Raw genomic sequence first — 26,998 nt, forward strand, 5'->3', positions numbered from 1 at the left:
ATGTCAAATCTGACATGTTTTGGAATGGTAGCTGGAATACTAAGCCCTTTGGTTCATGCTGCGCCGCAGAATGGTGTAATTACCGTCGGCGCTGAAGATAGCAGTATAACTACGGTTGGTAATGTAACCACCATTACTCAAGGCCAAGATCTTTTAGCGATTGATTGGGATTCGTTTGATGTTGAGGAAGATGAGATAGTTAGTTTTCTGCAGTCAGAAAGCGATATTGCTATCAATAGAATTCTTGACGAAAGCGCAAGTACGATTCACGGGTCAATACAGGCAGATGGTCATGTTATTTTGGTGAACCCTCGGGGGGTTCTCTTCACGGAAACAGCGACAGTAAATGTAGGCGCACTCACTGTTTCTGGGCTTGCTATTGACCCGAGTGAATACTCGGATGAGGAATTTTTAAACACGGACTTCGTACTTGAAAGTGCCGGCGTTGATGGTCAAGCGGGCTTTGTTATTAATAGAGGCGTTATTAACGCATCTAGTGCAGTCCTCGTAGGTAAGTACGTAGAGAACAGCCTTGGAGATACCTCTCTCGCTGACACAACCGGACTGATTCAAGCTGAGTTAGTGGTTTTAGCAGCAGGGGATGCAGCTGCTTTAACCTTTGACTCCGATGGGTTGATCGGAGTTGAGGTGACATCTGCTGTAGCGGAAAATACGCTAGGTGTTGAAAGTGCGGTGCTTAATAGTGGTTCTATTGAGTCTGCAACTGTCTTAATGGAAGCAAATGTATCTAGTGATTTATTCACTGCTGCCGTAAATAATGAAGGCTCTATTCAGGCTAGAGGTATTGATACCAGTGATGGAAAAATTCGTCTTTTTGGTTCTGGTGGGAGTGTTATTAACAGTGGAGACCTAGAGGTTTCTCTCCTATCTGACGGAGTAACTGAAGATGTCAATGCGCAACTTGAGGTTAACACGACAGATTCATTTGTTAATACTGGTTCTATCGAGGCTACTAATTTTTCATTCTTAGTGGGGCAGTCTGGCGAGGGCTCAGAAAACGAACTTGGTGATATAGAATTTTCTGGAACTGCGGTAATCACCGGTGGTGAAGGAGAAGATAAATATACGCTTTCATCCGAAGCTGAATATATTAGCTCCGGGGCTGTAGAGCATAGTTTTAGTGTTTCCAAGAGTGAGGATGATTCCGCCACTAGTATATCTTTTAGCGATATAGAAGTAGTAGATGCCGGCTCTAATAGTGGTGTTACTGATAAGTTAATTACCGCCACCCAGGCAGATTTAACCGGTGCTGAAAAAGAGCTTGTTAATAATGGGACTACTTTTCAGAATTTGGATGCGGTAGATTTTAGTAATACCACAACCGGCATTATTGCGGGTTCCAGCAGTAGTGATACTTTCGAGATCGTCAGCAGCTCGGAACTTATTGCTAACGATATCACTTTTACCGACTTTAATAGCACCATTGATGCGGGCGTCGAGTCGGGTGCCAGTGATGCGGATATCCTGACTACCGCAACACAAGTAAATCTCACCGGTACTGCCAAAGAACTAATTAATACCGGTATCACTTTCCAAAATATGGATAGTGTGACGTTTACTGATAGCATAACAGGGGTAATCTTTGGTTCTGAGGAGAGTGATACCTTTACTCTGGTGAGTGACAGTGAAATCACTGCGAATGAGATTGCGTTTACCGGCTTTAATCGCGCTATTGATGCTAATAGCAAAGGGGATGGTTCAGATACCGATATCCTACTGGGCACCGATGGAGTAGATGAGTTTGCCATTACCGATAGCGGTGATCTAGAAGTTGGTGGCAACCTTGTCTTTAGCAACCTGGAAATTGTTGATGCCGGTGCTGATAGCGGTGTTATAGATACTTTAACTACCGCAACACAAGTAGATCTCACCGGCACCGCCAAAGAGTTGATTAATACCGGCATTACTTTCCAAAACTTGGACAGTGTGGCGTTTAGCGATGCCACAACGGGCATTATTGCGGGCTCCAGTAACAGTGACACTTTCGAAATCGTCAGCAGCTCGGAACTTATTGCTAACGACATCACTTTTACCGACTTTAATAGCACCATCGATGCGGGCGTCGAGTCGGATGCCAGTGATGCGGATATCCTGGCTACCGCAACACAAGTAGATCTCACCGGTACTGCCAAAGAACTAATTAATACCGGTATCACTTTCCAAAATATGGATAGTGTGACGTTTACTGATAGCATAACAGGGGTAATTGTTGGTTCTGAGGAGAGTGATACCTTTACTCTGGTGAGTGACAGTGAAATCACTGCGAATGAGATTGCGTTTACCGGCTTTAATCGCGCTATTGATGCTAATAGCAAAGGGGATGGTTCAGATACCGATATCCTACTGGGCACCGATGGAGTAGATGAGTTTGCCATTACCGATAGCGGTGATCTAGAAGTTGGTGGCAACCTTGTCTTTAGCAATCTGGAAATTGTTGATGCCGGTGCTGATAGCGGTGTTATAGATACTTTAACTACCGCAACACAAGTAGATCTCACCGGCACCGCCAAAGAGTTGATTAATACCGGCATTACTTTCCAAAACTTGGACAGTGTGGCGTTTAGCGATGCCACAACGGGCATTATTGCAGGTTCCAGTAACAGTGATACTTTCGAGGTCGTCAGCAGCTCGGAACTTATTGCTAACGACATCACTTTTACCGACTTTAATAGCACCATCGACGCGGGCGTCGAGTCGGATGCTAGTGATGCGGATATTCTGACTACCGCAACACAAGTAGATCTCACCGGTACTGCCAAAGAGCTAATTAATACCGGTATCACTTTCCAGAATATGGATAGTGTGACGTTTACTGATAGCACAACAGGGGTAATCGTTGGTTCTGAGGAGAGTGATACCTTTGCTCTGGTGAGTGACAGTGAAATCACTGCGAATGAGATTGCATTTACCGGCTTTAATCGCACTATTGATGCTAATAGCAAAGGGGATGGTTCAGATACCGATGTCTTACTGGGCACCGATGGAGTAGATGAGTTTGCCATTACTGATAGCGGTGATCTAGAAGTTGGTGGCAGCCTTGTCTTTAGCAACCTGGAAATTGTTGATGCCGGTGCTGATAGCGGTGTTATAGATACTTTAACTACTGCAACACAAGTAGATCTCACCGGTACTGCCAAAGAGCTAATTAATACCGGCATCACTTTCCAGAATATGGACAGTGTGGCGTTTAGTGATGCCACAACCGGCATTATTGCGGGCTCCAGTAACAGTGATACTTTCGAGATCGTCAGCAGCTCGGAAATTACCGCAAACGAGATTAGCTTTACGGGCTTTAACAGCACCATCGACGCGGGTATCGAGTCCGATGCCAGTGATGCGGATACCCTGATTACCGCAACACAAGTAGATCTCACCGGTACTGCCAAAGAGCTAATTAATACCGGCATCACTTTCCAGAATATGGACAGTGTGGCGTTTAGCGATGCCACAACCGGCATTATTGCAGGTTCCAGCAACAGTGATACTTTTGAGGTCGTCAGCAGCTCGGAACTTATTGCTAACGACATCACTTTTACTGACTTTAACAGCACTATCGATGCGGGTACCGAATCCGATGCCAGTGATGCGGACACCTTGATTACCGCAACACAAGTAGATCTCACCGGTACTGCCAAAGAGCTAATTAATACCGGTATCACTTTCCAGAATATGGATAGTGTGACGTTTACTGATAGCACAACAGGGTTAATCGTTGGTTCTGAGGAGAGTGATACCTTTGCTCTGGTGAGTGACAGTGAAATCACTGCGAATGAGATTGCATTTACCGGCTTTAATCGCACTATTGATGCTAATAGCAAAGGGGATGGTTCAGATACCGATGTCTTACTGGGCACCGATGGAGTAGATGAGTTTGCCATTACTGATAGCGGTGATCTAGAAGTTGGTGGCAGCCTTGTCTTTAGCAACCTGGAAATTGTTGATGCCGGTGCTGATAGCGGTGTTATAGATACTTTAACTACTGCAACACAAGTAGATCTCACCGGTACTGCCAAAGAGCTAATTAATACCGGCATCACTTTCCAGAATATGGACAGTGTGGCGTTTAGTGATGCCACAACCGGCATTATTGCAGGCTCCAGTAACAGTGATACTTTCGAGATCGTCAGCAGCTCGGAAATCACTGCAAACGAGATTAGCTTTACGGGCTTTAACAGCACCATCGACGCGGGTATCGAGTCGGATGCCAGTGATGCGGATACCTTGATTACCGCAACACAAGTAGATCTCACCGGTACTGCCAAAGAGCTAATTAATACCGGCATCACTTTCCAGAATATGGACAGTGTGGCGTTTAGCGATGCCACAACCGGCATTATTGCAGGTTCCAGTAACAGTGATACTTTTGAGGTCGTCAGCAGCTCGGAACTTATTGCTAACGACATCACTTTTACTGACTTTAATAGCACTATCGATGCGGGTATCGAGTCGGATGCCAGTGATGCGGATACCCTGATTACCGCAACACAAGTAGATCTCACCGGTACTGCTAAAGAGCTAATTAATACCGGCATCACTTTCCAGAATATGGACAGTGTGGCGTTTAGCGATGCCACAACCGGCATTATTGCAGGCTCCAGTAACAGTGATACTTTCGAGATCGTCAGTAGCTCGGAAATCACTGCAAACGAGATTAGCTTTACGGGCTTTAACAGCACCATCGACGCGGGCGTCGAGTCCGATGCCAGTGATGCGGATACCCTGATTACCGCTTCTCAGGTAGATCTCACCGGTACTGCCAAAGAGCTAATTAATACCGGTATCACTTTCCAGAATATGGATAGTGTGACGTTTACTGATAGCACAACAGGGGTAATCGTTGGTTCTGAGGAGAGTGATACCTTTGCTCTGGTGAGTGACAGTGAAATCACTGCGAATGAGATTGCGTTTACCGGCTTTAATCGCACTATTGATGCTAATAGCAAAGGGGATGGTTCAGATACCGATATCCTACTGGGCACCGATGGAGTAGATGAGTTTGCCCTTACTGATAGCGGTGATCTAGAAGTTGGTGGCAGCCTTGTCTTTAGCAACCTGGAAATTGTTGATGCCGGTGCTGATAGCGGTGTTATAGATACTTTAACTACTGCAACACAAGTAGATCTCACCGGTACTGCCAAAGAACTAATTAATACCGGCATCACTTTCCAAAATATGGATAGTGTGGCGTTTAGCGATGCCACAACCGGCATAATTGCGGGCTCCAGTGGCAGTGATACTTTCGAGATCGTCAGCAGCTCGGAAATTACCGCAAACGAGATTAGCTTTACGGGCTTTAACAGCACCATCGACGCGGGTATCGAGTCCGATGCCAGTGATGCGGATACCCTGATTACCGCAACACAAGTAGATCTCACCGGTACTGCTAAAGAGCTAATTAATACCGGCATCACTTTCCAGAATATGGACAGTGTGGCGTTTAGTGATGCCACAACCGGCATTATTGCGGGCTCCAGTAACAGTGATACTTTCGAGATCGTCAGCAGCTCGGAAATTACCGCAAACGAGATTAGCTTTACGGGCTTTAACAGCACCATCGACGCGGGTATCGAGTCGGATGCCAGTGATGCGGATACCTTGATTACCGCAACACAAGTAGATCTTACCGGTACTGCCAAAGAGCTGATTAATACCGGCATCACTTTCCAGAATATGGACAGTGTGGCGTTTAGTGATGCCACAACCGGCATTATTGCGGGCTCCAGTAACAGTGATACTTTCGAGATCGTCAGCAGCTCGGAAATTACCGCAAACGAGATTAGCTTTACGGGCTTTAACAGCACTATCGACGCGGGCGTCGAGTCCGATGCCAGTGATGCGGATACCCTGATTACCGCAACACAAGTAGATCTCACCGGTACTGCCAAAGAGCTAATTAATACCGGCATCACTTTCCAAAATATGGACAGTGTGGCGTTTAGCGATGCCACAACCGGCATTATTGCGGGCTCCAGTAACAGTGATACTTTCGAGATCGTCAGCAGCTCGGAAATTACCGCAAACGAGATTAGCTTTACGGGCTTTAACAGCACCATCGACGCGGGTATCGAGTCGGATGCCAGTGATGCGGATACCCTGATTACCGCAACACAAGTAGATCTCACCGGTACTGCCAAAGAGCTAATTAATACCGGCATCACTTTCCAGAATATGGACAGTGTGGCGTTTAGTGATGCCACAACCGGCATTATTGCGGGCTCCAGTAACAGTGATACTTTCGAGATCGTCAGCAGCTCGGAAATTACCGCAAACGAGATTAGCTTTACGGGCTTTAACAGCACCATCGACGCGGGTATCGAGTCCGATGCCAGTGATGCGGATACCCTAATTACCGCAACACAAGTAGATCTCACCGGTACTGCCAAAGAGCTAATTAATACCGGCATCACTTTCCAGAATATGGACAGTGTGGCGTTTAGCGATGCCACAACCGGCATTATTGCGGGCTCCAGTAACAGTGATACTTTCGAGATCGTCAGCAGCTCGGAAATTACCGCAAACGAGATTAGCTTTACGGGCTTTAACAGCACCATCGACGCGGGTATCGAGTCCGATGCCAGTGATGCGGATACCCTGATTACCGCTTCTCAGGTAGATCTCACCGGTACTGCCAAAGAGCTAATTAATACCGGTATCACTTTCCAAAATATGGACAGTGTGGCGTTTAGCGATGCCACAACCGGCATAATTGCGGGCTCCAGTAACAGTGATACTTTCGAGATCGTCAGCAGCTCGGAAATTACCGCAAATGAGATTAGCTTTACGGGCTTTAACAGCACCATCGACGCGGGTATCGAGTCCGATGCCAGTGATGCGGATACCCTGATTACCGCAACACAAGTAGATCTCACCGGTACTGCTAAAGAGCTAATTAATACCGGCATCACTTTCCAGAATATGGACAGTGTGGCGTTTAGTGATGCCACAACCGGCATTATTGCGGGCTCCAGTAACAGTGATACTTTCGAGATCGTCAGCAGCTCGGAAATTACCGCAAACGAGATTAGCTTTACGGGCTTTAACAGCACCATCGACGCGGGTATCGAGTCGGATGCCAGTGATGCGGATACCCTGATTACCGCAACACAAGTAGATCTCACCGGTACTGCCAAAGAACTAATTAATACCGGCATCACTTTCCAGAATATGGACAGTGTGGCGTTTAGTGATGCCACAACCGGCATTATTGCGGGCTCCAGTAACAGTGATACTTTCGAGATCGTCAGCAGCTCGGAAATTACCGCAAACGAGATTAGCTTTACGGGCTTTAACAGCACCATCGACGCGGGCGTCGAGTCGGATGCCAGTGATGCGGATACCCTGATTACCGCAACACAAGTAGATCTCACCGGTACTGCCAAAGAGCTAATTAATACCGGCATCACTTTCCAGAATATGGACAGTGTGGCGTTTAGTGATGCCACAACCGGCATTATTGCGGGCTCCAGTAACAGTGATACTTTCGAGATCGTCAGCAGCTCGGAAATCACTGCAAACGAGATTAGCTTTACGGGCTTTAACAGCACCATCGATGCGGGTACGGAGTCGGATGCCAGTGATGCGGATACCTTGATTACCGCAACACAAGTAGATCTCACTGGTACTGCCAAAGAGCTGATTAATACCGGCATCACTTTCCAAAATATGGATAGTGTGACGTTTACTGATAGCACAACAGGGGTAATCGTTGGTTCTGAGGAGAGTGATACCTTTGCTCTGGTGAGTGACAGTGAAATCACTGCGAATGAGATTGCATTTACCGGCTTTAATCGCACTATTGATGCTAATAGCAAAGGGGATGGTTCAGATACCGATATCCTACTGGGCACCGATGGAGTAGATGAGTTTGCCATTACTGATAGCGGTGATCTAGAAGTTGGTGGCAGCCTTGTCTTTAGCAACCTGGAAATTGTTGATGCCGGTGCTGATAGCGGTGTTATAGATACTTTAACTACTGCAACACAAGTAGATCTCACCGGTACTGCCAAAGAGCTAATTAATACCGGCATCACTTTCCAGAATATGGACAGTGTGGCGTTTAGTGATGCCACAACCGGCATTATTGCGGGCTCCAGTAACAGTGATACTTTCGAGGTCGTCAGCAGCTCGGAACTTATTGCTAACGACATCACTTTTACTGACTTTAATAGCACTATCGATGCGGGTACCGAGTCCGATGCCAGTGATGCGGATACTCTGATTACCGCTTCTCAGGTAGATCTCACCGGTACTGCCAAAGAGCTAATTAATACCGGTATCACTTTCCAGAATATGGATAGTGTGGCGTTTACTGATAGCACAACAGGGGTAATCGTTGGTTCTGAGGAGAGTGATACCTTTGCTCTGGTGAGTGACAGTGAAATCACTGCGAATGAGATTGCATTTACCGGCTTTAATCGCACTATTGATGCTAATAGCAAAGGGGATGGTTCAGATACCGATGTCTTACTGGGTACCGATGGAGTAGATGAGTTTGCCATTACTGATAGTGGTGATCTAGAAGTTGGTGGCAGCCTTGTCTTTAGCAACCTGGAAATTGTTGATGCCGGTGCTGATAGCGGTGTTATAGATACTTTAACTACCGCAACACAAGTAGATCTCACCGGTACTGCCAAAGAGCTAATTAATACCGGCATCACTTTCCAGAATATGGACAGTGTGGCGTTTAGTGATGCCACAACCGGCATTATTGCGGGCTCCAGTAACAGTGATACTTTCGAAGTCGTCAGCAGCTCGGAACTTATTGCTAACAACATCACTTTTACTGACTTTAATAGCACTATCGATGCGGGTACCGAGTCCGATGCCAGTGATGCGGATACCCTGATTACCGCAACACAAGTAGATCTCACCGGTACTGCCAAAGAGCTAATTAATACCGGCATCACTTTCCAGAATATGGACAGTGTGGCGTTTAGCGATGCCACAACCGGCATTATTGAGGGCTCCAGTAACAGTGATACTTTCGAGATCGTCAGCAGCTCGGAAATTACCGCAAACGAGATTAGCTTTACGGGCTTTAACAGCACCATCGACGCGGGTATCGAGTCGGATGCCAGTGATGCGGATACCTTGATTACCGCAACACAAGTAGATCTTACCGGTACTGCCAAAGAGCTGATTAATACCGGCATCACTTTCCAGAATATGGACAGTGTGGCGTTTAGTGATGCCACAACCGGCATTATTGCGGGCTCCAGTAACAGTGATACTTTCGAGATCGTCAGCAGCTCGGAAATTACCGCAAACGAGATTAGCTTTACGGGCTTTAACAGCACTATCGACGCGGGCGTCGAGTCCGATGCCAGTGATGCGGATACCCTGATTACCGCAACACAAGTAGATCTCACCGGTACTGCCAAAGAGCTAATTAATACCGGCATCACTTTCCAAAATATGGACAGTGTGGCGTTTAGCGATGCCACAACCGGCATTATTGCGGGCTCCAGTAACAGTGATACTTTCGAGATCGTCAGCAGCTCGGAAATTACCGCAAACGAGATTAGCTTTACGGGCTTTAACAGCACCATCGACGCGGGTATCGAGTCGGATGCCAGTGATGCGGATACCCTGATTACCGCAACACAAGTAGATCTCACCGGTACTGCCAAAGAGCTAATTAATACCGGCATCACTTTCCAGAATATGGACAGTGTGGCGTTTAGTGATGCCACAACCGGCATTATTGCGGGCTCCAGTAACAGTGATACTTTCGAGATCGTCAGCAGCTCGGAAATTACCGCAAACGAGATTAGCTTTACGGGCTTTAACAGCACCATCGACGCGGGTATCGAGTCCGATGCCAGTGATGCGGATACCCTAATTACCGCAACACAAGTAGATCTCACCGGTACTGCCAAAGAGCTAATTAATACCGGCATCACTTTCCAGAATATGGACAGTGTGGCGTTTAGCGATGCCACAACCGGCATTATTGCGGGCTCCAGTAACAGTGATACTTTCGAGATCGTCAGCAGCTCGGAAATTACCGCAAACGAGATTAGCTTTACGGGCTTTAACAGCACCATCGACGCGGGTATCGAGTCCGATGCCAGTGATGCGGATACCCTGATTACCGCTTCTCAGGTAGATCTCACCGGTACTGCCAAAGAGCTAATTAATACCGGTATCACTTTCCAAAATATGGACAGTGTGGCGTTTAGCGATGCCACAACCGGCATAATTGCGGGCTCCAGTAACAGTGATACTTTCGAGATCGTCAGCAGCTCGGAAATTACCGCAAATGAGATTAGCTTTACGGGCTTTAACAGCACCATCGACGCGGGTATCGAGTCCGATGCCAGTGATGCGGATACCCTGATTACCGCAACACAAGTAGATCTCACCGGTACTGCTAAAGAGCTAATTAATACCGGCATCACTTTCCAGAATATGGACAGTGTGGCGTTTAGTGATGCCACAACCGGCATTATTGCGGGCTCCAGTAACAGTGATACTTTCGAGATCGTCAGCAGCTCGGAAATTACCGCAAACGAGATTAGCTTTACGGGCTTTAACAGCACCATCGACGCGGGTATCGAGTCGGATGCCAGTGATGCGGATACCCTGATTACCGCAACACAAGTAGATCTCACCGGTACTGCCAAAGAACTAATTAATACCGGCATCACTTTCCAGAATATGGACAGTGTGGCGTTTAGTGATGCCACAACCGGCATTATTGCGGGCTCCAGTAACAGTGATACTTTCGAGATCGTCAGCAGCTCGGAAATTACCGCAAACGAGATTAGCTTTACGGGCTTTAACAGCACCATCGACGCGGGCGTCGAGTCGGATGCCAGTGATGCGGATACCCTGATTACCGCAACACAAGTAGATCTCACCGGTACTGCCAAAGAGCTAATTAATACCGGCATCACTTTCCAGAATATGGACAGTGTGGCGTTTAGTGATGCCACAACCGGCATTATTGCGGGCTCCAGTAACAGTGATACTTTCGAGATCGTCAGCAGCTCGGAAATCACTGCAAACGAGATTAGCTTTACGGGCTTTAACAGCACCATCGATGCGGGTACGGAGTCGGATGCCAGTGATGCGGATACCTTGATTACCGCAACACAAGTAGATCTCACTGGTACTGCCAAAGAGCTGATTAATACCGGCATCACTTTCCAAAATATGGATAGTGTGACGTTTACTGATAGCACAACAGGGGTAATCGTTGGTTCTGAGGAGAGTGATACCTTTGCTCTGGTGAGTGACAGTGAAATCACTGCGAATGAGATTGCATTTACCGGCTTTAATCGCACTATTGATGCTAATAGCAAAGGGGATGGTTCAGATACCGATATCCTACTGGGCACCGATGGAGTAGATGAGTTTGCCATTACTGATAGCGGTGATCTAGAAGTTGGTGGCAGCCTTGTCTTTAGCAACCTGGAAACTGTTGATGCGCTTGGCGGAGCAGATACGCTCGAAGTCGATGAAGCTTATATAGACGACGGTGAAATTAATGGCATTCTATTCCTTAATTTAAGTGACATCGCTGCGAGCTACCTGTCGATTGGAGCAGATCAGTCAGGTGACTTTCATGTTCTTGGGAGTGGTCATATCGCATCAGATACTGATGGTGATCTGAGCAATGGATATGAATACAACTTCACGAGTGTGGAAAATGTAATAACTAATGGGTTTGCAAATAGTGTTACAGGCTATACAGGTGAGGATTGGATTGTTACAGCAGAAAATGCAGCAACCAATTACGAGATAAATTTTGAAGGTGTAACCCTTCTAATTGCTGACGATGCTGGAGTAATAGGCTTAGATGGTTATGGCTGGGCGCTGGCAAGTAGTGATAATCAGGTGGTCCATGCTGGAATTACTATTGCTGATGCCGGCACTGTGAGTGGCGGCAATGGTGCCCTCAGCAGTATCTATGATGACCACTACATCTTTAATGATGACGCCGACGAAGTGACCGTCGACAGCATGGTCTTCGCCGGCCTCAGCAGCATCGCCGCCAGCGGCAGTGCCGACAGTGTCAGCGGCGGCGTCAACTACGGCTGGAGCCTGACCGCCACCGACAACCAAGTGGTGCACAACGGCGTCACCATCACCGGCGCCGAAGCCCTGAGTGGTGGCGACGGCAGCCTGAGCAGCAGCGAAACCGACAGCTACAGCTTTAATGATGACGCCGACGAAGTGACCGTCGACAGCATGGTCTTCGCCGGCCTCAGCAGCATCGCCGCCAGCGGCAGTGCCGACAGTGTCAGCGGCGGCGCCAACTACGGCTGGAGCCTGACCGCCACCGACAACCAAGTGGTGCACAACGGCGTCACCATCACCGGCGCCGAAGCCCTGAGTGGTGGCGACGGCAGCCTGAGCAGCAGCGAAACCGACAGCTACAGCTTTAATGATGACGCCGACGAAGTGACCGTCGACAGCATGGTCTTCGCCGGCCTCAGCAGCATCGCCGCCAGCGGCAGTGCCGACAGTGTCAGCGGCGGCGCCAACTACGGCTGGAGCCTGACCGCCACCGACAACCAAGTGGTGCACAACGGTGTCACCATCACCGGCGCCGAAGCCCTGAGCGGTGGCGACGGCAGCCTGAGCAGCAGCGAAACCGACAGCTACAGCTTTAATGATGACGCCGACGAAGTGACCGTCGACAGCATGGTCTTCGCCGGCCTCAGCAGCATCGCCGCCAGCGGCAGTGCCGACAGTGTCAGCGGCGGCGCCAACTACGGCTGGAGCCTGACCGCCACCGACAACCAAGTGGTGCACAACGGCGTCACCATCACCGGCGCCGAAGCCCTGAGCGGTGGCGACGGCAGCCTGAGCAGCAGCGAAACCGACAGCTACAGCTTTAATGATGACGCCGACGAAGTGACCGTCGACAGCATGGTCTTCGCCGACCTCAGCAGCATCGCCGCCAGCGGCAGTGCCGACAGTGTCAGCGGCGGCGCCAACTACGGCTGGAGCCTGACCGCCACCGACAACCAAGTGGTGCACAACGGCGTCACCATCACCGGCGCCGAAGCCCTGAGCGGTGGCGACGGCAGCCTGAGCAGCAGCGAAACCGACAGCTACAGCTTTAATGATGACGCCGACGAAGTGACCGTCGACAGCATGGTCTTCGCCGGCCTCAGCAGCATCGCCGCCAGCGGCAGTGCCGACAGTGTCAGCGGCGGCGCCAACTACGGCTGGAGCCTGACCGCCACCGACAACCAAGTGGTGCACAACGGCGTCACCATCACCGGCGCCGAAGCCCTGAGCGGTGGCGACGGCAGCCTGAGCAGCAGCGAAACCGACAGCTACAGCTTTAATGATGACGCCGACGAAGTGACCGTCGACAGCATGGTCTTCGCCGACCTCAGCAGCATCGCCGCCAGCGGCAGTGCCGACAGTGTCAGCGGCGGCGCCAACTACGGCTGGAGCCTGACCGCCACCGACAACCAAGTGGTGCACAACGGCGTCACCATCACCGGCGCCGAAGCCCTGAGCGGTGGCGACGGCAGCCTGAGCAGCAGCGAAACCGACAGCTACAGCTTTAATGATGACGCCGACGAAGTGACCGTCGACAGCATGGTCTTCGCCGACCTCAGCAGCATCGCCGCCAGCGGCAGTGCCGACAGTGTCAGCGGCGGCGCCAACTACGGCTGGAGCCTGACCGCCACCGACAACCAAGTGGTGCACAACGGCGTCACCATCACCGGCGCCGAAGCCCTGAGTGGTGGCGACGGCAGCCTGAGCAGCAGCGAAACCGACAGCTACAGCTTTAATGATGACGCCGACGAAGTGACCGTCGACAGCATGGTCTTCGCCGGCCTCAGCAGCATCGCCGCCAGCGGCAGTGCCGACAGTGTCAGCGGCGGCGCCAACTACGGCTGGAGCCTGACCGCCACCGACAACCAAGTGGTGCACAACGGCGTCACCATCACCGGCGCCGAAGCCCTGAGCGGTGGCGACGGCAGCCTGAGCAGCAGCGAAACCGACAGCTACAGCTTTAATGATGACGCCGACGAAGTGACCGTCGACAGCATGGTCTTCGCCGACCTCAGCAGCATCGCCGCCAGCGGCAGTGCCGACAGTGTCAGCGGCGGCGCCAACTACGGCTGGAGCCTGACCGCCACCGACAACCAAGTGGTGCACAACGGCGTCACCATCACCGGCGCCGAAGCCCTGAGCGGTGGCGACGGCAGCCTGAGCAGCAGCGAAACCGACAGCTACAGCTTTAATGATGACGCCGACGAAGTGACCGTCGACAGCATGGTCTTCGCCGACCTCAGCAGCATCGCCGCCAGCGGCAGTGCCGACAGTGTCAGCGGCGGCGCCAACTACGGCTGGAGCCTGACCGCCACCGACAACCAAGTGGTGCACAACGGCGTCACCATCACCGGCGCCGAAGCCCTGAGCGGTGGCGACGGCAGCCTGAGCAGCAGCGAAACCGACAGCTACAGCTTTAATGATGACGCCGACGAAGTGACCGTCGACAGCATGGTCTTCGCCGACCTCAGCAGCATCGCCGCCAGCGGCAGTGCCGACAGTGTCAGCGGCGGCGCCAACTACGGCTGGAGCCTGACCGCCACCGACAACCAAGTGGTGCACAACGGCGTCACCATCACCGGCGCCGAAGCCCTGAGTGGTGGCGACGGCAGCCTGAGCAGCAGCGAAACCGACAGCTACAGCTTTAATGATGACGCCGACGAAGTGACCGTCGACAGCATGGTCTTCGCCGACCTCAGCAGCATCGCCGCCAGCGGCAGTGCCGACAGTGTCAGCGGCGGCGCCAACTACGGCTGGAGCCTGACCGCCACCGACAACCAAGTGGTGCACAACGGCGTCACCATCACCGGCGCCGAAGCCCTGAGCGGTGGCGACGGCAGCCTGAGCAGCAGCGAAACCGACAGCTACAGCTTTAATGATGACGCCGACGAAGTGACCGTCGACAGCATGGTCTTCGCCGACCTCAGCAGCATCGCCGCCAGCGGCAGTGCCGACAGTGTCAGCGGCGGCGCCAACTACGGCTGGAGCCTGACCGCCACCGACAACCAAGTGGTGCACAACGGCGTCACCATCACCGGCGCCGAAGCCCTGAGCGGTGGCGACGGCAGCCTGAGCAGCAGCGAAACCGACAGCTACAGCTTTAATGATGACGCCGACGAAGTGACCGTCGACAGCATGGTCTTCGCCGGCCTCAGCAGCATCGCCGCCAGCGGCAGTGCCGACAGTGTCAGCGGCGGCGCCAACTACGGCTGGAGCCTGACCGCCACCGACAACCAAGTGGTGCACAACGGCGTCACCATCACCGGCGCCGAAGCCCTGAGCGGTGGCGACGGCAGCCTGAGCAGCAGCGAAACCGACAGCTACAGCTTTAATGATGACGCCGACGAAGTGACCGTCGACAGCATGGTCTTCGCCGACCTCAGCAGCATCGCCGCCAGCGGCAGTGCCGACAGTGTCAGCGGCGGCGCCAACTACGGCTGGAGCCTGACCGCCACCGACAACCAAGTGGTGCACAACGGCGTCACCATCACCGGCGCCGAAGCCCTGAGCGGTGGCGACGGCAGCCTGAGCAGCAGCGAAACCGACAGCTACAGCTTTAATGATGACGCCGACGAAGTGACCGTCGACAGCATGGTCTTCGCCGACCTCAGCAGCATCGCCGCCAGCGGCAGTGCCGACAGTGTCAGCGGCGGCGCCAACTACGGCTGGAGCCTGACCGCCACCGACAACCAAGTGGTGCACAACGGCGTCACCATCACCGGCGCCGAAGCCCTGAGCGGTGGCGACGGCAGCCTGAGCAGCAGCGAAACCGACAGCTACAGCTTTAATGATGACGCCGACGAAGTGACCGTCGACAGCATGGTCTTCGCCGGCCTCAGCAGCATCGCCGCCAGCGGCAGTGCCGACAGTGTCAGCGGCGGCGCCAACTACGGCTGGAGCCTGACCGCCACCGACAACCAAGTGGTGCACAACGGCGTCACCATCACCGGCGCCGAAGCCCTGAGCGGTGGCGACGGCAGCCTGAGCAGCAGCGAAACCGACAGCTACAGCTTTAATGATGACGCCGACGAAGTGACCGTCGACAGCATGGTCTTCGCCGACCTCAGCAGCATCGCCGCCAGCGGCAGTGCCGACAGTGTCAGCGGCGGCGCCAACTACGGCTGGAGCCTGACCGCCACCGACAACCAAGTGGTGCACAACGGCGTCACCATCACCGGCGCCGAAGCCCTGAGCGGTGGCGACGGCAGCCTGAGCAGCAGCGAAACCGACAGCTACAGCTTTAATGATGACGCCGACGAAGTGACCGTCGACAGCATGGTCTTCGCCGACCTCAGCAGCATCGCCGCCAGCGGCAGTGCCGACAGTGTCAGCGGCGGCGCCAACTACGGCTGGAGCCTGACCGCCACCGACAACCAAGTGGTGCACAACGGCGTCACCATCACCGGCGCCGAAGCCCTGAGTGGTGGCGACGGCAGCCTGAGCAGCAGCGAAACCGACAGCTACAGCTTTAATGATGACGCCGACGAAGTGACCGTCGACAGCATGGTCTTCGCCGGCCTCAGCAGCATCGCCGCCAGCGGCAGTGCCGACAGTGTCAGCGGCGGCGCCAACTACGGCTGGAGCCTGACCGCCACCGACAACCAAGTGGTGCACAACGGCGTCACCATCACCGGCGCCGAAGCCCTGAGTGGTGGCGACGGCAGCCTGAGCAGCAGCGAAACCGACAGCTACAGCTTTAATGATGACGCCGACGAAGTGACCGTCGACAGCATGGTCTTCGCCGGCCTCAGCAGCATCGCCGCCAGCGGCAGTGCCGACAGTGTCAGCGGCGGCGCCAACTACGGCTGGAGCCTGACCGCCACCGACAACCAAGTGGTGCACAACGGCGTCACCATCACCGGCGCCGAAGCCCTGAGCGGTGGCGACGGCAGCCTGAGCAGCAGCGAAACCGACAGCTACAGCTTTAATGATGACGCCGACGAAGTGACCGTCGACAGCATGGTCTTCGCCGGCCTCAGCAGCATCGCCGCCAGCGGCAGTGCCGACAGTGTCAGCGGCGGCGTCAACTACGGCTGGAGCCTGACCGCCACCGACAACCAAGTGGTGCACAACGGCGTCACCATCACCGGCGCCGAAGCCCTGAGTGGTGGCGACGGCAGCCTGAGCAGCAGCGAAACCGACAGCTACAGCTTTAATGATGACGCCGACGAAGTGACCGTCGACAGCATGGTCTTCGCCGGCCTCAGCAGCATCGCCGCCAGCGGCAGTGCCGACAGTGTCAGCGGCGGCGCCAACTACGGCTGGAGCCTGACCGCCACCGACAACCAAGTGGTGCACAACGGCGTCACCATCACCGGCGCCGAAGCCCTGAGCGGTGGCGACGGCAGCCTGAGCAGCAGCGAAACCGACGGCTACAGCTTTAATGATGACGCCGACGAAGTGACCGTCGACAGCATGGTCTTCGCCGACCTCAGCAGCATCGCCGCCAGCGGCAGTGCCGACAGTGTCAGCGGCGGCGCCAACTACGGCTGGAGCCTGACCGCCACCGACAACCAAGTGGTGCACAACGGCGTCACCATCACCGGCGCCGAAGCCCTGAGCGGTGGCGACGGCAGCCTGAGCAGCAGCGAAACCGACAGCTACAGCTTTAATGATGACGCCGACGAAGTGACCGTCGACAGCATGGTCTTCGCCGACCTCAGCAGCATCGCCGCCAGCGGCAGTGCCGACAGTGTCAGCGGCGGCGCCAACTACGGCTGGAGCCTGACCGCCACCGACAACCAAGTGGTGCACAACGGCGTCACCATCACCGGCGCCGAAGCCCTGAGCGGTGGCGACGGCAGCCTGAGCAGCAGCGAAACCGACAGCTACAGCTTTAATGATGACGCCGACGAAGTGACCGTCGACAGCATGGTCTTCGCCGACCTCAGCAGCATCGCCGCCAGCGGCAGTGCCGACAGTGTCAGCGGCGGCGCCAACTACGGCTGGAGCCTGACCGCCACCGACAACCAAGTGGTGCACAACGGCGTCACCATCACCGGCGCCGAAGCCCTGAGTGGTGGCGACGGCAGCCTGAGCAGCAGCGAAACCGACAGCTACAGCTTTAATGATGACGCCGACGAAGTGACCGTCGACAGCATGGTCTTCGCCGGCCTCAGCAGCATCGCCGCCAGCGGCAGTGCCGACAGTGTCAGCGGCGGCGCCAACTACGGCTGGAGCCTGACCGCCACCGACAACCAAGTGGTGCACAACGGCGTCACCATCACCGGCGCCGAAGCCCTGAGCGGTGGCGACGGCAGCCTGAGCAGCAGCGAAACCGACAGCTACAGCTTTAATGATGACGCCGACGAAGTGACCGTCGACAGCATGGTCTTCGCCGGCCTCAGCAGCATCGCCGCCAGCGGCAGTGCCGACAGTGTCAGCGGCGGCGCCAACTACGGCTGGAGCCTGACCGCCACCGACAACCAAGTGGTGCACAACGGCGTCACCATCACCGGCGCCGAAGCCCTGAGCGGTGGCGACGGCAGCCTGAGCAGCAGCGAAACCGACAGCTACAGCTTTAATGATGACGCCGACGAAGTGACCGTCGACAGCATGGTCTTCGCCGACCTCAGCAGCATCGCCGCCAGCGGCAGTGCCGACAGTGTCAGCGGCGGCGCCAACTACGGCTGGAGCCTGACCGCCACCGACAACCAAGTGGTGCACAACGGCGTCACCATCACCGGCGCCGAAGCCCTGAGTGGTGGCGACGGCAGCCTGAGCAGCAGCGAAACCGACAGCTACAGCTTTAATGATGACGCCGACGAAGTGACCGTCGACAGCATGGTCTTCGCCGGCCTCAGCAGCATCGCCGCCAGCGGCAGTGCCGACAGTGTCAGCGGCGGCGCCAACTACGGCTGGAGCCTGACCGCCACCGACAACCAAGTGGTGCACAACGGCGTCACCATCACCGGCGCCGAAGCCCTGAGTGGTGGCGACGGCAGCCTGAGCAGCAGCGAAACCGACAGCTACAGCTTTAATGATGACGCCGACGAAGTGACCGTCGACAGCATGGTCTTCGCCGGCCTCAGCAGCATCGCCGCCAGCGGCAGTGCCGACAGTGTCAGCGGCGGCGCCAACTACGGCTGGAGCCTGACCGCCACCGACAACCAAGTGGTGCACAACGGCGTCACCATCACCGGCGCCGAAGCCCTGAGCGGTGGCGACGGCAGCCTGAGCAGCAGCGAAACCGACAGCTACAGCTTTAATGATGACGCCGACGAAGTGACCGTCGACAGCATGGTCTTCGCCGGCCTCAGCAGCATCGCCGCCAGCGGCAGTGCCGACAGTGCCAGCGGCGGCGCCAACTACGGCTGGAGCCTGACCGCCACCGACAACCAAGTGGTGCACAACGGCGTCACCATCACCGGCGCCGAAGCCCTGAGCGGTGGCGACGGCAGCCTGAGCAGCAGCGAAACCGACAGCTACAGCTTTAATGATGACGCCGACGAAGTGACCGTCGACAGCATGGTCTTCGCCGGCCTCAGCAGCATCGCCGCCAGCGGCAGTGCCGACAGTGTCAGCGGCGGCGCCAACTACGGCTGGAGCCTGACCGCCACCGACAACCAAGTGGTGCACAACGGCGTCACCATCACCGGCGCCGAAGCCCTGAGCGGTGGCGACGGCAGCCTGAGCAGCAGCGAAACCGACAGCTACAGCTTTAATGATGACGCCGACGAAGTGACCGTCGACAGCATGGTCTTCGCCGACCTCAGCAGCATCGCCGCCAGCGGCAGTGCCGACAGTGTCAGCGGCGGCGCCAACTACGGCTGGAGCCTGACCGCCACCGACAACCAAGTGGTGCACAACGGCGTCACCATCACCGGCGCCGAAGCCCTGAGCGGTGGCGACGGCAGCCTGAGCAGCAGCGAAACCGACAGCTACAGCTTTAATGATGACGCCGACGAAGTGACCGTCGACAGCATGGTCTTCGCCGACCTCAGCAGCATCGCCGCCAGCGGCAGTGCCGACAGTGTCAGCGGCGGCGCCAACTACGGCTGGAGCCTGACCGCCACCGACAACCAAGTGGTGCACAACGGCGTCACCATCACCGGCGCCGAAGCCCTGAGTGGTGGCGACGGCAGCCTGAGCAGCAGCGAAACCGACAGCTACAGCTTTAATGATGACGCCGACGAAGTGACCGTCGACAGCATGGTCTTCGCCGGCCTCAGCAGCATCGCCGCCAGCGGCAGTGCCGACAGTGTCAGCGGCGGCGCCAACTACGGCTGGAGCCTGACCGCCACCGACAACCAAGTGGTGCACAACGGTGTCACCATCACCGGCGCCGAAGCCCTGAGCGGTGGCGACGGCAGCCTGAGCAGCAGCGAAACCGACAGCTACAGCTTTAATGATGACGCCGACGAAGTGACCGTCGACAGCATGGTCTTCGCCGGCCTCAGCAGCATCGCCGCCAGCGGCAGTGCCGACAGTGTCAGCGGCGGCGCCAACTACGGCTGGAGCCTGACCGCCACCGACAACCAAGTGGTGCACAACGGCGTCACCATCACCGGCGCCGAAGCCCTGAGCGGTGGCGACGGCAGCCTGAGCAGCAGTAATAGTGACGACTTCACTATTAGTAGTGAGGGTGGCGCTGCTTTGGTTACAGTCGATAATATGGAGTTTTCTGCGCTGTTTAGCATTGCAGCATCGGGAACCTCAGACTCGATTATTGGCACAGAAAGTATTAGTAGTGAGAGTTGGACCTTAGGTCAAAATCAGGGCGATATCGCTATCACGGGTATCGACTTCAGCGGCATTGAAATGGTGGATGCTGACAACGCAATTGTTGATGCAGCAACCTATGACCAGTCGGATGTATTTGAGCTAAGTAAGTTAGGGCAAGAACTGAAGGTTCGCGGAATTACTTTCAGCTCGGTTTCCCAAGTAGCTGCTGGTTCAAGTGTTGGCGACCAAATTTCAAGTGATGCAACTAGTTGGCAGCTCAATGGTGTCAATGGCGAAGTTACAGTTAACGATGTTGAGTTTAGTGGTATAGATGCAGTTGCAACTAATAATGCTCAATTACTTGGTACTGGGGCTGATGACACTTTTGAGCTAACTGATAATGGGCTTGAGTCAGCGGGTATTTCTTTTACCGGAATTAATTTAGTTACAAGTTATGATGGTGCGGATAAGTTAATTGGTACTTCAGGTAATGATCAATTTACCCTCTCTTCTGAGGGGGATATCAGCGTTGCAGGTATCAATTTTACAGGCCTGGAAATACTTGATGCCGGGACTGGAGATGACACGGTAATCGCGGATGGAGCAACCTGGACTTCTAGCGTCAATGATAATTCGCTAGTAAGCGGCGGCGCTATGGCTACGGTTAATAGTATTTCTGTTGAGTTTGATAATCTAGAGCTTGTTGAGGGCGCCGGTGTTTATGTTGGCCAAGATGTTGCTAGTGAGTACGTATTTAGCAGCTTGGATACGATGACTGTAGGCGGGGTAACCTTTGCTGGTTTGGAGAGTTTATCTGCTGGTAGTGCTGAAGATTCGCTTTATGGCGCTAATGTGGATGCAAACTGGGATATAACGGCCTCGCAAAATAGTGTGTCGACAAGCGAGAAGTCACTTTCATTTAGCGGTATAGAATATATTTATGCTGGTACTGGAGTGGATATCTTCAATTTGTCTGGGGGGCAGCTTAACGGTATAGACAGTGGAGAAGGCGACGATGCAGTAACGCTTTCTGGCACTACTATCGATAGTATTTCGCTAGGTGACGGTGACGACTATTTACAGGTGGATACTGCGGGAGATCATGCTGTTGCACTTTCCGGCGGCTCTGGAAACGATTCCTTCCAGTACAATATGTCCGACGATGTTTGGCAGATTTTCTCTACAGGAAATAGTGTAGGTAATTACGATTTCTCTGAATTTGAGCTGCTTGATAACACCGCGAGTAATTTATCTCTGGAAACAGACTTGAGTTTTGATTTTGTCGATGGTGGCGATTACTCTGGTCCATTTAATAGTGACGGGGCGGGATTATCTTTCCATTCTAGTGGCATGCGATTGGGCTACGATGGCACTGGAGATATTAGTGTGGTGAGCAGTTCGAGCGGCACTATCGGAGGTGTGCTGAAAGCAAATCGTGCAGAGCTTACCGTTGCTGGAGATGTAGACATTGAATCTGATGTTGGTGTTCTTGGGATAGCGACCTCTGGTCCTGATGTTGATATAACTGTACTGGCTCAAGAGGACCTGGTAATTGATGAAATCGATGCTGGGCGAGGTAACGTACAGCTGGCGAGCTTAGGCTTTGGGGCACTTACTGCTGAAACCTACGGAGATACACATATTACGGCAGCCAATGTCACTCTGGGAACGGATACAGAACTTTGGAGTGTGATTGGTAGTGAGTTGATACCTCTGCGTATGGATGCAACTCAGAACGTTGAAATCGTTTCTATTTCTTATTACGAACCGGAATTTATAAGCCAGGTGCCTAGCTTTACGAGTAAGGGTGATGAACTCCAATCTATCGCTGGCGCCCAAGCGGCTCAAGGCCTCAGGTCTGCGGTGCAAAATAGTGTGGAGGATTTCACGCAGTTGGACCCCGCAATTTTCAGTGCTGTTAACCCGTATACGAGTGGCGTGGATGCAGTAAATTCCCCTGAGATGCGATTGAGATCTGGGGAGCTGCAACCGGCATCTGCGGTAGTAGAGGAAGTACCTGAAACGAGTTCCGATTTTGATGCGGTGCTAGATGAAGGGGCTTCAGACTCAACAGCTGATCAATCTGATCACACTGGGCTCTCGGGCAATGCGGGCATGTAATTAGATTAATTGAGTTTAACTTTATTTAGAAAAAGCCGGCCCACGGGGCCGGCTTTTTTACATCGGGTGTTTTATCTTTTGAAGTAATCGAAAAGAAGTGATCTTGGCAACTGTAAAATCCACAAACAAAAAAGGCCGACTCTTGCGAGTCAGCCTTTTTGGAATTGGTGCCCAGGAGAGGACTTGAACCTCCACGACCGTAAGGTCACTAGCACCTGAAGCTAGCGCGTCTACCAATTCCGCCACCTGGGCAATTCAACGTGTGCTCCGTTGAGGACGCGAACTATAGAGATCTGCCCCCCCTGTGTCAACGGCTGCGTTGCGCTTTTTTCAACATTTCTTTCTTGGGTCGGGAAAATCGGCGAAATCGCTTATAATGCGTGCAATAGCGGCGAATTATTGACCAGGAATCCACCATCGGCGCCGCCTTTCTTTATGGCCGGATAATCTCCGGAGGTTGCCAACCCTGGCAACTGCCCAACAACGGATGCTGTTTTGACTCAAAAAAATACCTCAGACCCCTTCAATGTTGACCCTCATGCCCAGCGCGAGGCGGAGAAATATGAAAAGCCCGTGCCCAGTCGGGAGTACTTGTTACAAGTCCTTGAGAAGCAGGCGGAACCTGTGCCCTGGGAAGCAGTGGCCGATTTACTGGAAATAACCGATGAGGATCGCCGCGAAGGGGTGCGCCGCCGCTTGATCGCCATGTCCCGGGATGGGCAGATTGCCAGCAACCGCGCCGGTGATTTTGGTGTTCTGGATAAAATGAGCCTGATACGCGGCCGGGTTATGGGGCACCGGGACGGTTTTGGTTTTGTTATCCCCAGCGATGGCGGCACCGATCTTTTTTTATCCCACCGACAGATGCGCAAAGTCTTTGATGGTGACGAAGTATTAGTGCGGGAAACGCCCGGAGGTTTTCGCGGTAAACGCGAGGGCGCTGTTGTTCGGGTGATCAAGCACAATACCGAGCAGCTGGCTGGGCGCCTGTACCGGGAAAACGGTATTTGTTTTGTGCGCCCGGACAATCCTCGTATTAACCTGGATATTATGGTGGCCTCTGAGGATACCGCCGGAGCCGATCACGGCCAGTATGTCGTAGTAAAAATTGTTACCCAACCGGGCCGGGATAAAGTGCCGCAAGGTGAGGTTAGCGAAGTTCTCGGTGACCACCTTGCCCCGGGTATGGAGATTGACGTTGCGATTCGCAATTACGGAATTCCCCACACCTGGCCCAGTGCACTGACGGCGGAGGTCAATGAAATCGCCGATGAAGTGCTTGAGGATCACAAAAAATCCCGGGTGGATCTACGCCAGCTGCCGCTGGTTACTATTGATGGTGAAGACGCGCGGGATTTTGATGATGCGGTCTATTGCGAACTTTTACCCGATGGCAACTGGAAATTACTGGTAGCCATTGCCGATGTTTCCCACTATGTGCGCCCGGGTAGCGCGTTGGATGAGGAAGCGCACGGCCGCGGAAACTCGGTTTATTTTCCGGATTTTGTTGTACCCATGCTGCCGGAGAAATTGTCCAACGGCCTTTGCTCCCTGAACCCCGATGTCGATCGGTTGTGTATGGTGTGCGAAATGCACATCAACCGAAGCGGTGAAATTCAGGATTATCGTTTCTTTGAGGCGGTTATGCGCAGCCACGCGCGCCTGACTTATACCCAGGTAGGGCAAATACTCGATGAGCGGGATAAACGCGACAGTGGTGCCCGCAAGCAATTTGCGACCCTTACCCCACACCTGGACAATCTCCACGACCTCTACCTGGCGTTGCGCCAAGCGCGGGAGCGCCGGGGTGCTATTGATTTTGAGACGACCGAGACCCGGATAATATTTGACGCCCAGCGAAAAATTGAGCGAATTATCCCGGTGGTGCGCAACGATGCTCACAAGCTGATCGAAGAGTGTATGCTCGCGGCCAATGTCTGCGCGGCGAGTCTGATGGAGTTATCGGAACTGCCCGCACTCTACCGGGTGCACGATGCACCCAAAGAGGAAAAGCTCAGTAATTTGCGCGAATACCTGGGTGAATTGGGGCTGCGCCTTCCCGGTGGTGGTGAGCCACAGCCCAAAGATTTCCAGGACCTGATGGAGCAGATCGAGGGCCGTGCAGATGCGCATATTATTCAGGTGATGCTGCTGCGCTCTATGAACCAAGCGGTTTACCAGCCGGAGAATCGCGGACACTTCGGTTTGGATTACCCGGCCTATGCCCATTTCACCTCCCCGATTCGCCGCTATCCGGATTTGCTCCTGCATCGAGCGCTGCGCTGGTTGATACGCAACGGCAGCGCCAACCAAGCTGCGGTGGCAAAAAAAGTTCACTCTGTGCCCGGTGCCAAACCGATTGCTCGTGAGCAGATTTTGCCCTACGACATGCCGGCCATGTTACAGCTGGGGGAGCAATGTTCCCTGACCGAGCGGCGCGCCGACGATGCGACCCGGGATGTGCTCAGCTGGCTTAAATGTGAATACTTGCAGGACCATGTGGGCGAGACCTATTCCGGTGTTATAAGTGCGGTAACCGGCTTTGGATTATTTGTGGAGTTGGATGAACTCTACGTGGAGGGCCTGATACATGTCACTGCCCTGCCCAAAGACTATTATCGCTTTGAGCAGGCGCACCAGCGTCTTATCGGGGAGCGCAGTGGCAAGCGTTATCATTTGGGTGACTCTGTCACCGTGCAGGTTGCACGGGTGGATCTCGAAGAGCGCAAGGTGGATTTCACCTTGAATGAACTGGTCCCACGCGCAAAGCGTGAGTCGAAGAAAAAGAAAGAGAGTACGCGGGTGAGTGCCCGCGCTATGGAAATGGCAGTAGAACATCAGTTGGAGCGCGAGCGCCGGGGTCGCGATAAAAAAGAAAAACCCAGCAATACCAGTGCTAACCCCTGGGCCAAGCATACCGAGACCACAGCCAAGTCCTCGCCTTTCCGCAAGCGCAAGGTGGGTTCAGATGAGGCTGTGCCAGTAGAGGCCAGTGTTGAAGCCCCTGTAGCAAAACCGGAAAAAGAGCCGCTCAATAGGCGAAGTGAAGGCGGGCAAGGTGAAGATGCCCAGCCCAAACGCAAGATTAAAAAGCGTACCCCGACACGCAAGGGCGGAAAGCGGCCTGCAGTGGCTGCCCGTAAAGCCGCGCAAAAGGCTGAAAACGCCAAAACCCGTTCGGGTAAACTAAAAAAGAAGAAAAAGATTTCTTCTAGCAGTAAAAAGAAAAAGTGATCGAGGAATAAATTGAGTCAGGAAGTTATCTATGGCCTGCACGCGGTGCAGGCCCTCCTAAAAGGTTCTCCGCAGAATGTATCGGAGCTTCTGTTACTGCGTGGCCGCAAGGATCAGCGCCTGCAAAAAATAATTCAGCAGGCAGAAAAAAATGATATTGCCGTGCGCTTTATTGACCGGCGAGCGCTGGATGAAAAAGTCGAGGATGGCGCTAATCACCAGGGTGTTGTTGCCATCTGTTCTGGCAAAACAAAAGTTCACGATGAAAAATTCCTGTTCGACCTGCTGAAAAAACTGGATCAGCGCGGGGAAGCGCCTTTCTTATTAGTGCTGGATGGAGTGACTGATCCCCACAACCTGGGTGCCTGCCTGCGCTCGGCAGAGGCTGCCGGAGTACATGCGGTGATTGCGCCGAAAGATAAATCTGCCGGGCTGACGCCAACAGCCCGCAAAGTGGCCTGCGGCGCTGCCGAAGTATTGCCCTTTGTTACCGTAACTAACCTGGCTCGCGCATTGCAGCAGCTGCAACAGGTGGGAGTGTGGATTTATGGTGCAGCCGGTGAGGCGAAACAGGATGTATACCAAAGCCAATTAACCGGCCCTCTGGCGCTGGTTATGGGGGCCGAGGGCAGCGGCTTGCGGCGCCTGACTAGGGAACATTGCGATCATTTGATCAAAATTCCTATGGCGGGAGAGGTGAGTAGCTTAAATGTTTCTGTTGCCACAGGTGTTTGCTTGTTTGAGGCCGTGCGTCAGCGCAACGGCTAATAGTTGGTCTATTCTGCGCGTGCCAGGGATGATCTTCACTGGCCGTGCAATCTAGTGGTTATAACAAATCTGGCCTCTATAAAGCTTTCCAAATAACCTCTGGATGGTGATGAAAGTATCTACCATGACTTTTATTGTTAATTGGATTCTCGAATCGCTTAGTTAT

The 26,998-nt window shown here is 53.8% G+C and carries 3 protein-coding genes and 1 tRNA gene; 3 read left to right on the top strand and 1 reads right to left on the bottom strand.

From position 1 onward, the window contains the following. A complete protein-coding gene (locus tag ACJJIQ_RS21890; protein ID WP_445363035.1) occupies positions 1 to 22,830 on the top strand; it encodes a beta strand repeat-containing protein in 22,830 nt (7,609 codons plus the stop codon). 165 nt (positions 22,831 to 22,995) lie between these two features. On the opposite strand, the gene ACJJIQ_RS21895 is transcribed toward ACJJIQ_RS21890, so the two are convergent. Then, positions 22,996 to 23,082 (bottom strand) — tRNA-Leu (locus ACJJIQ_RS21895). 243 nt (positions 23,083 to 23,325) lie between these two features. On the opposite strand from ACJJIQ_RS21895, the gene rnr reads away from it, so the two are divergent. Together rnr and rlmB are read left to right on the top strand one after the other, a co-directional pair. Further along, on the top strand, positions 23,326 to 26,064 hold the full coding sequence (gene rnr / locus ACJJIQ_RS21900; RefSeq protein WP_445363036.1) for a ribonuclease R: 2,739 nt from the start codon (positions 23,326 to 23,328) through the stop codon (positions 26,062 to 26,064). A 12-nt stretch (positions 26,065 to 26,076) separates the two neighbouring features. Beyond that, positions 26,077 to 26,832, top strand: a complete 756-nt coding sequence (rlmB, locus tag ACJJIQ_RS21905; RefSeq protein WP_445363037.1) for a 23S rRNA (guanosine(2251)-2'-O)-methyltransferase RlmB — start codon at positions 26,077 to 26,079, stop codon at positions 26,830 to 26,832. Positions 26,833 to 26,998 lie beyond the last annotated feature (166 nt).

The sequence above is a fragment of the Microbulbifer maximicatervae (SeqCode) genome, from assembly GCF_052468295.1.

What these genes read in the sequence shown, in the direction of transcription:
- ACJJIQ_RS21890 (WP_445363035.1), top strand. Translation starts at nt 1, where the DNA reads ATGTCAAATCTGACATGTTTTGGAATGGTAGCTGGAATACTAAGCCCT.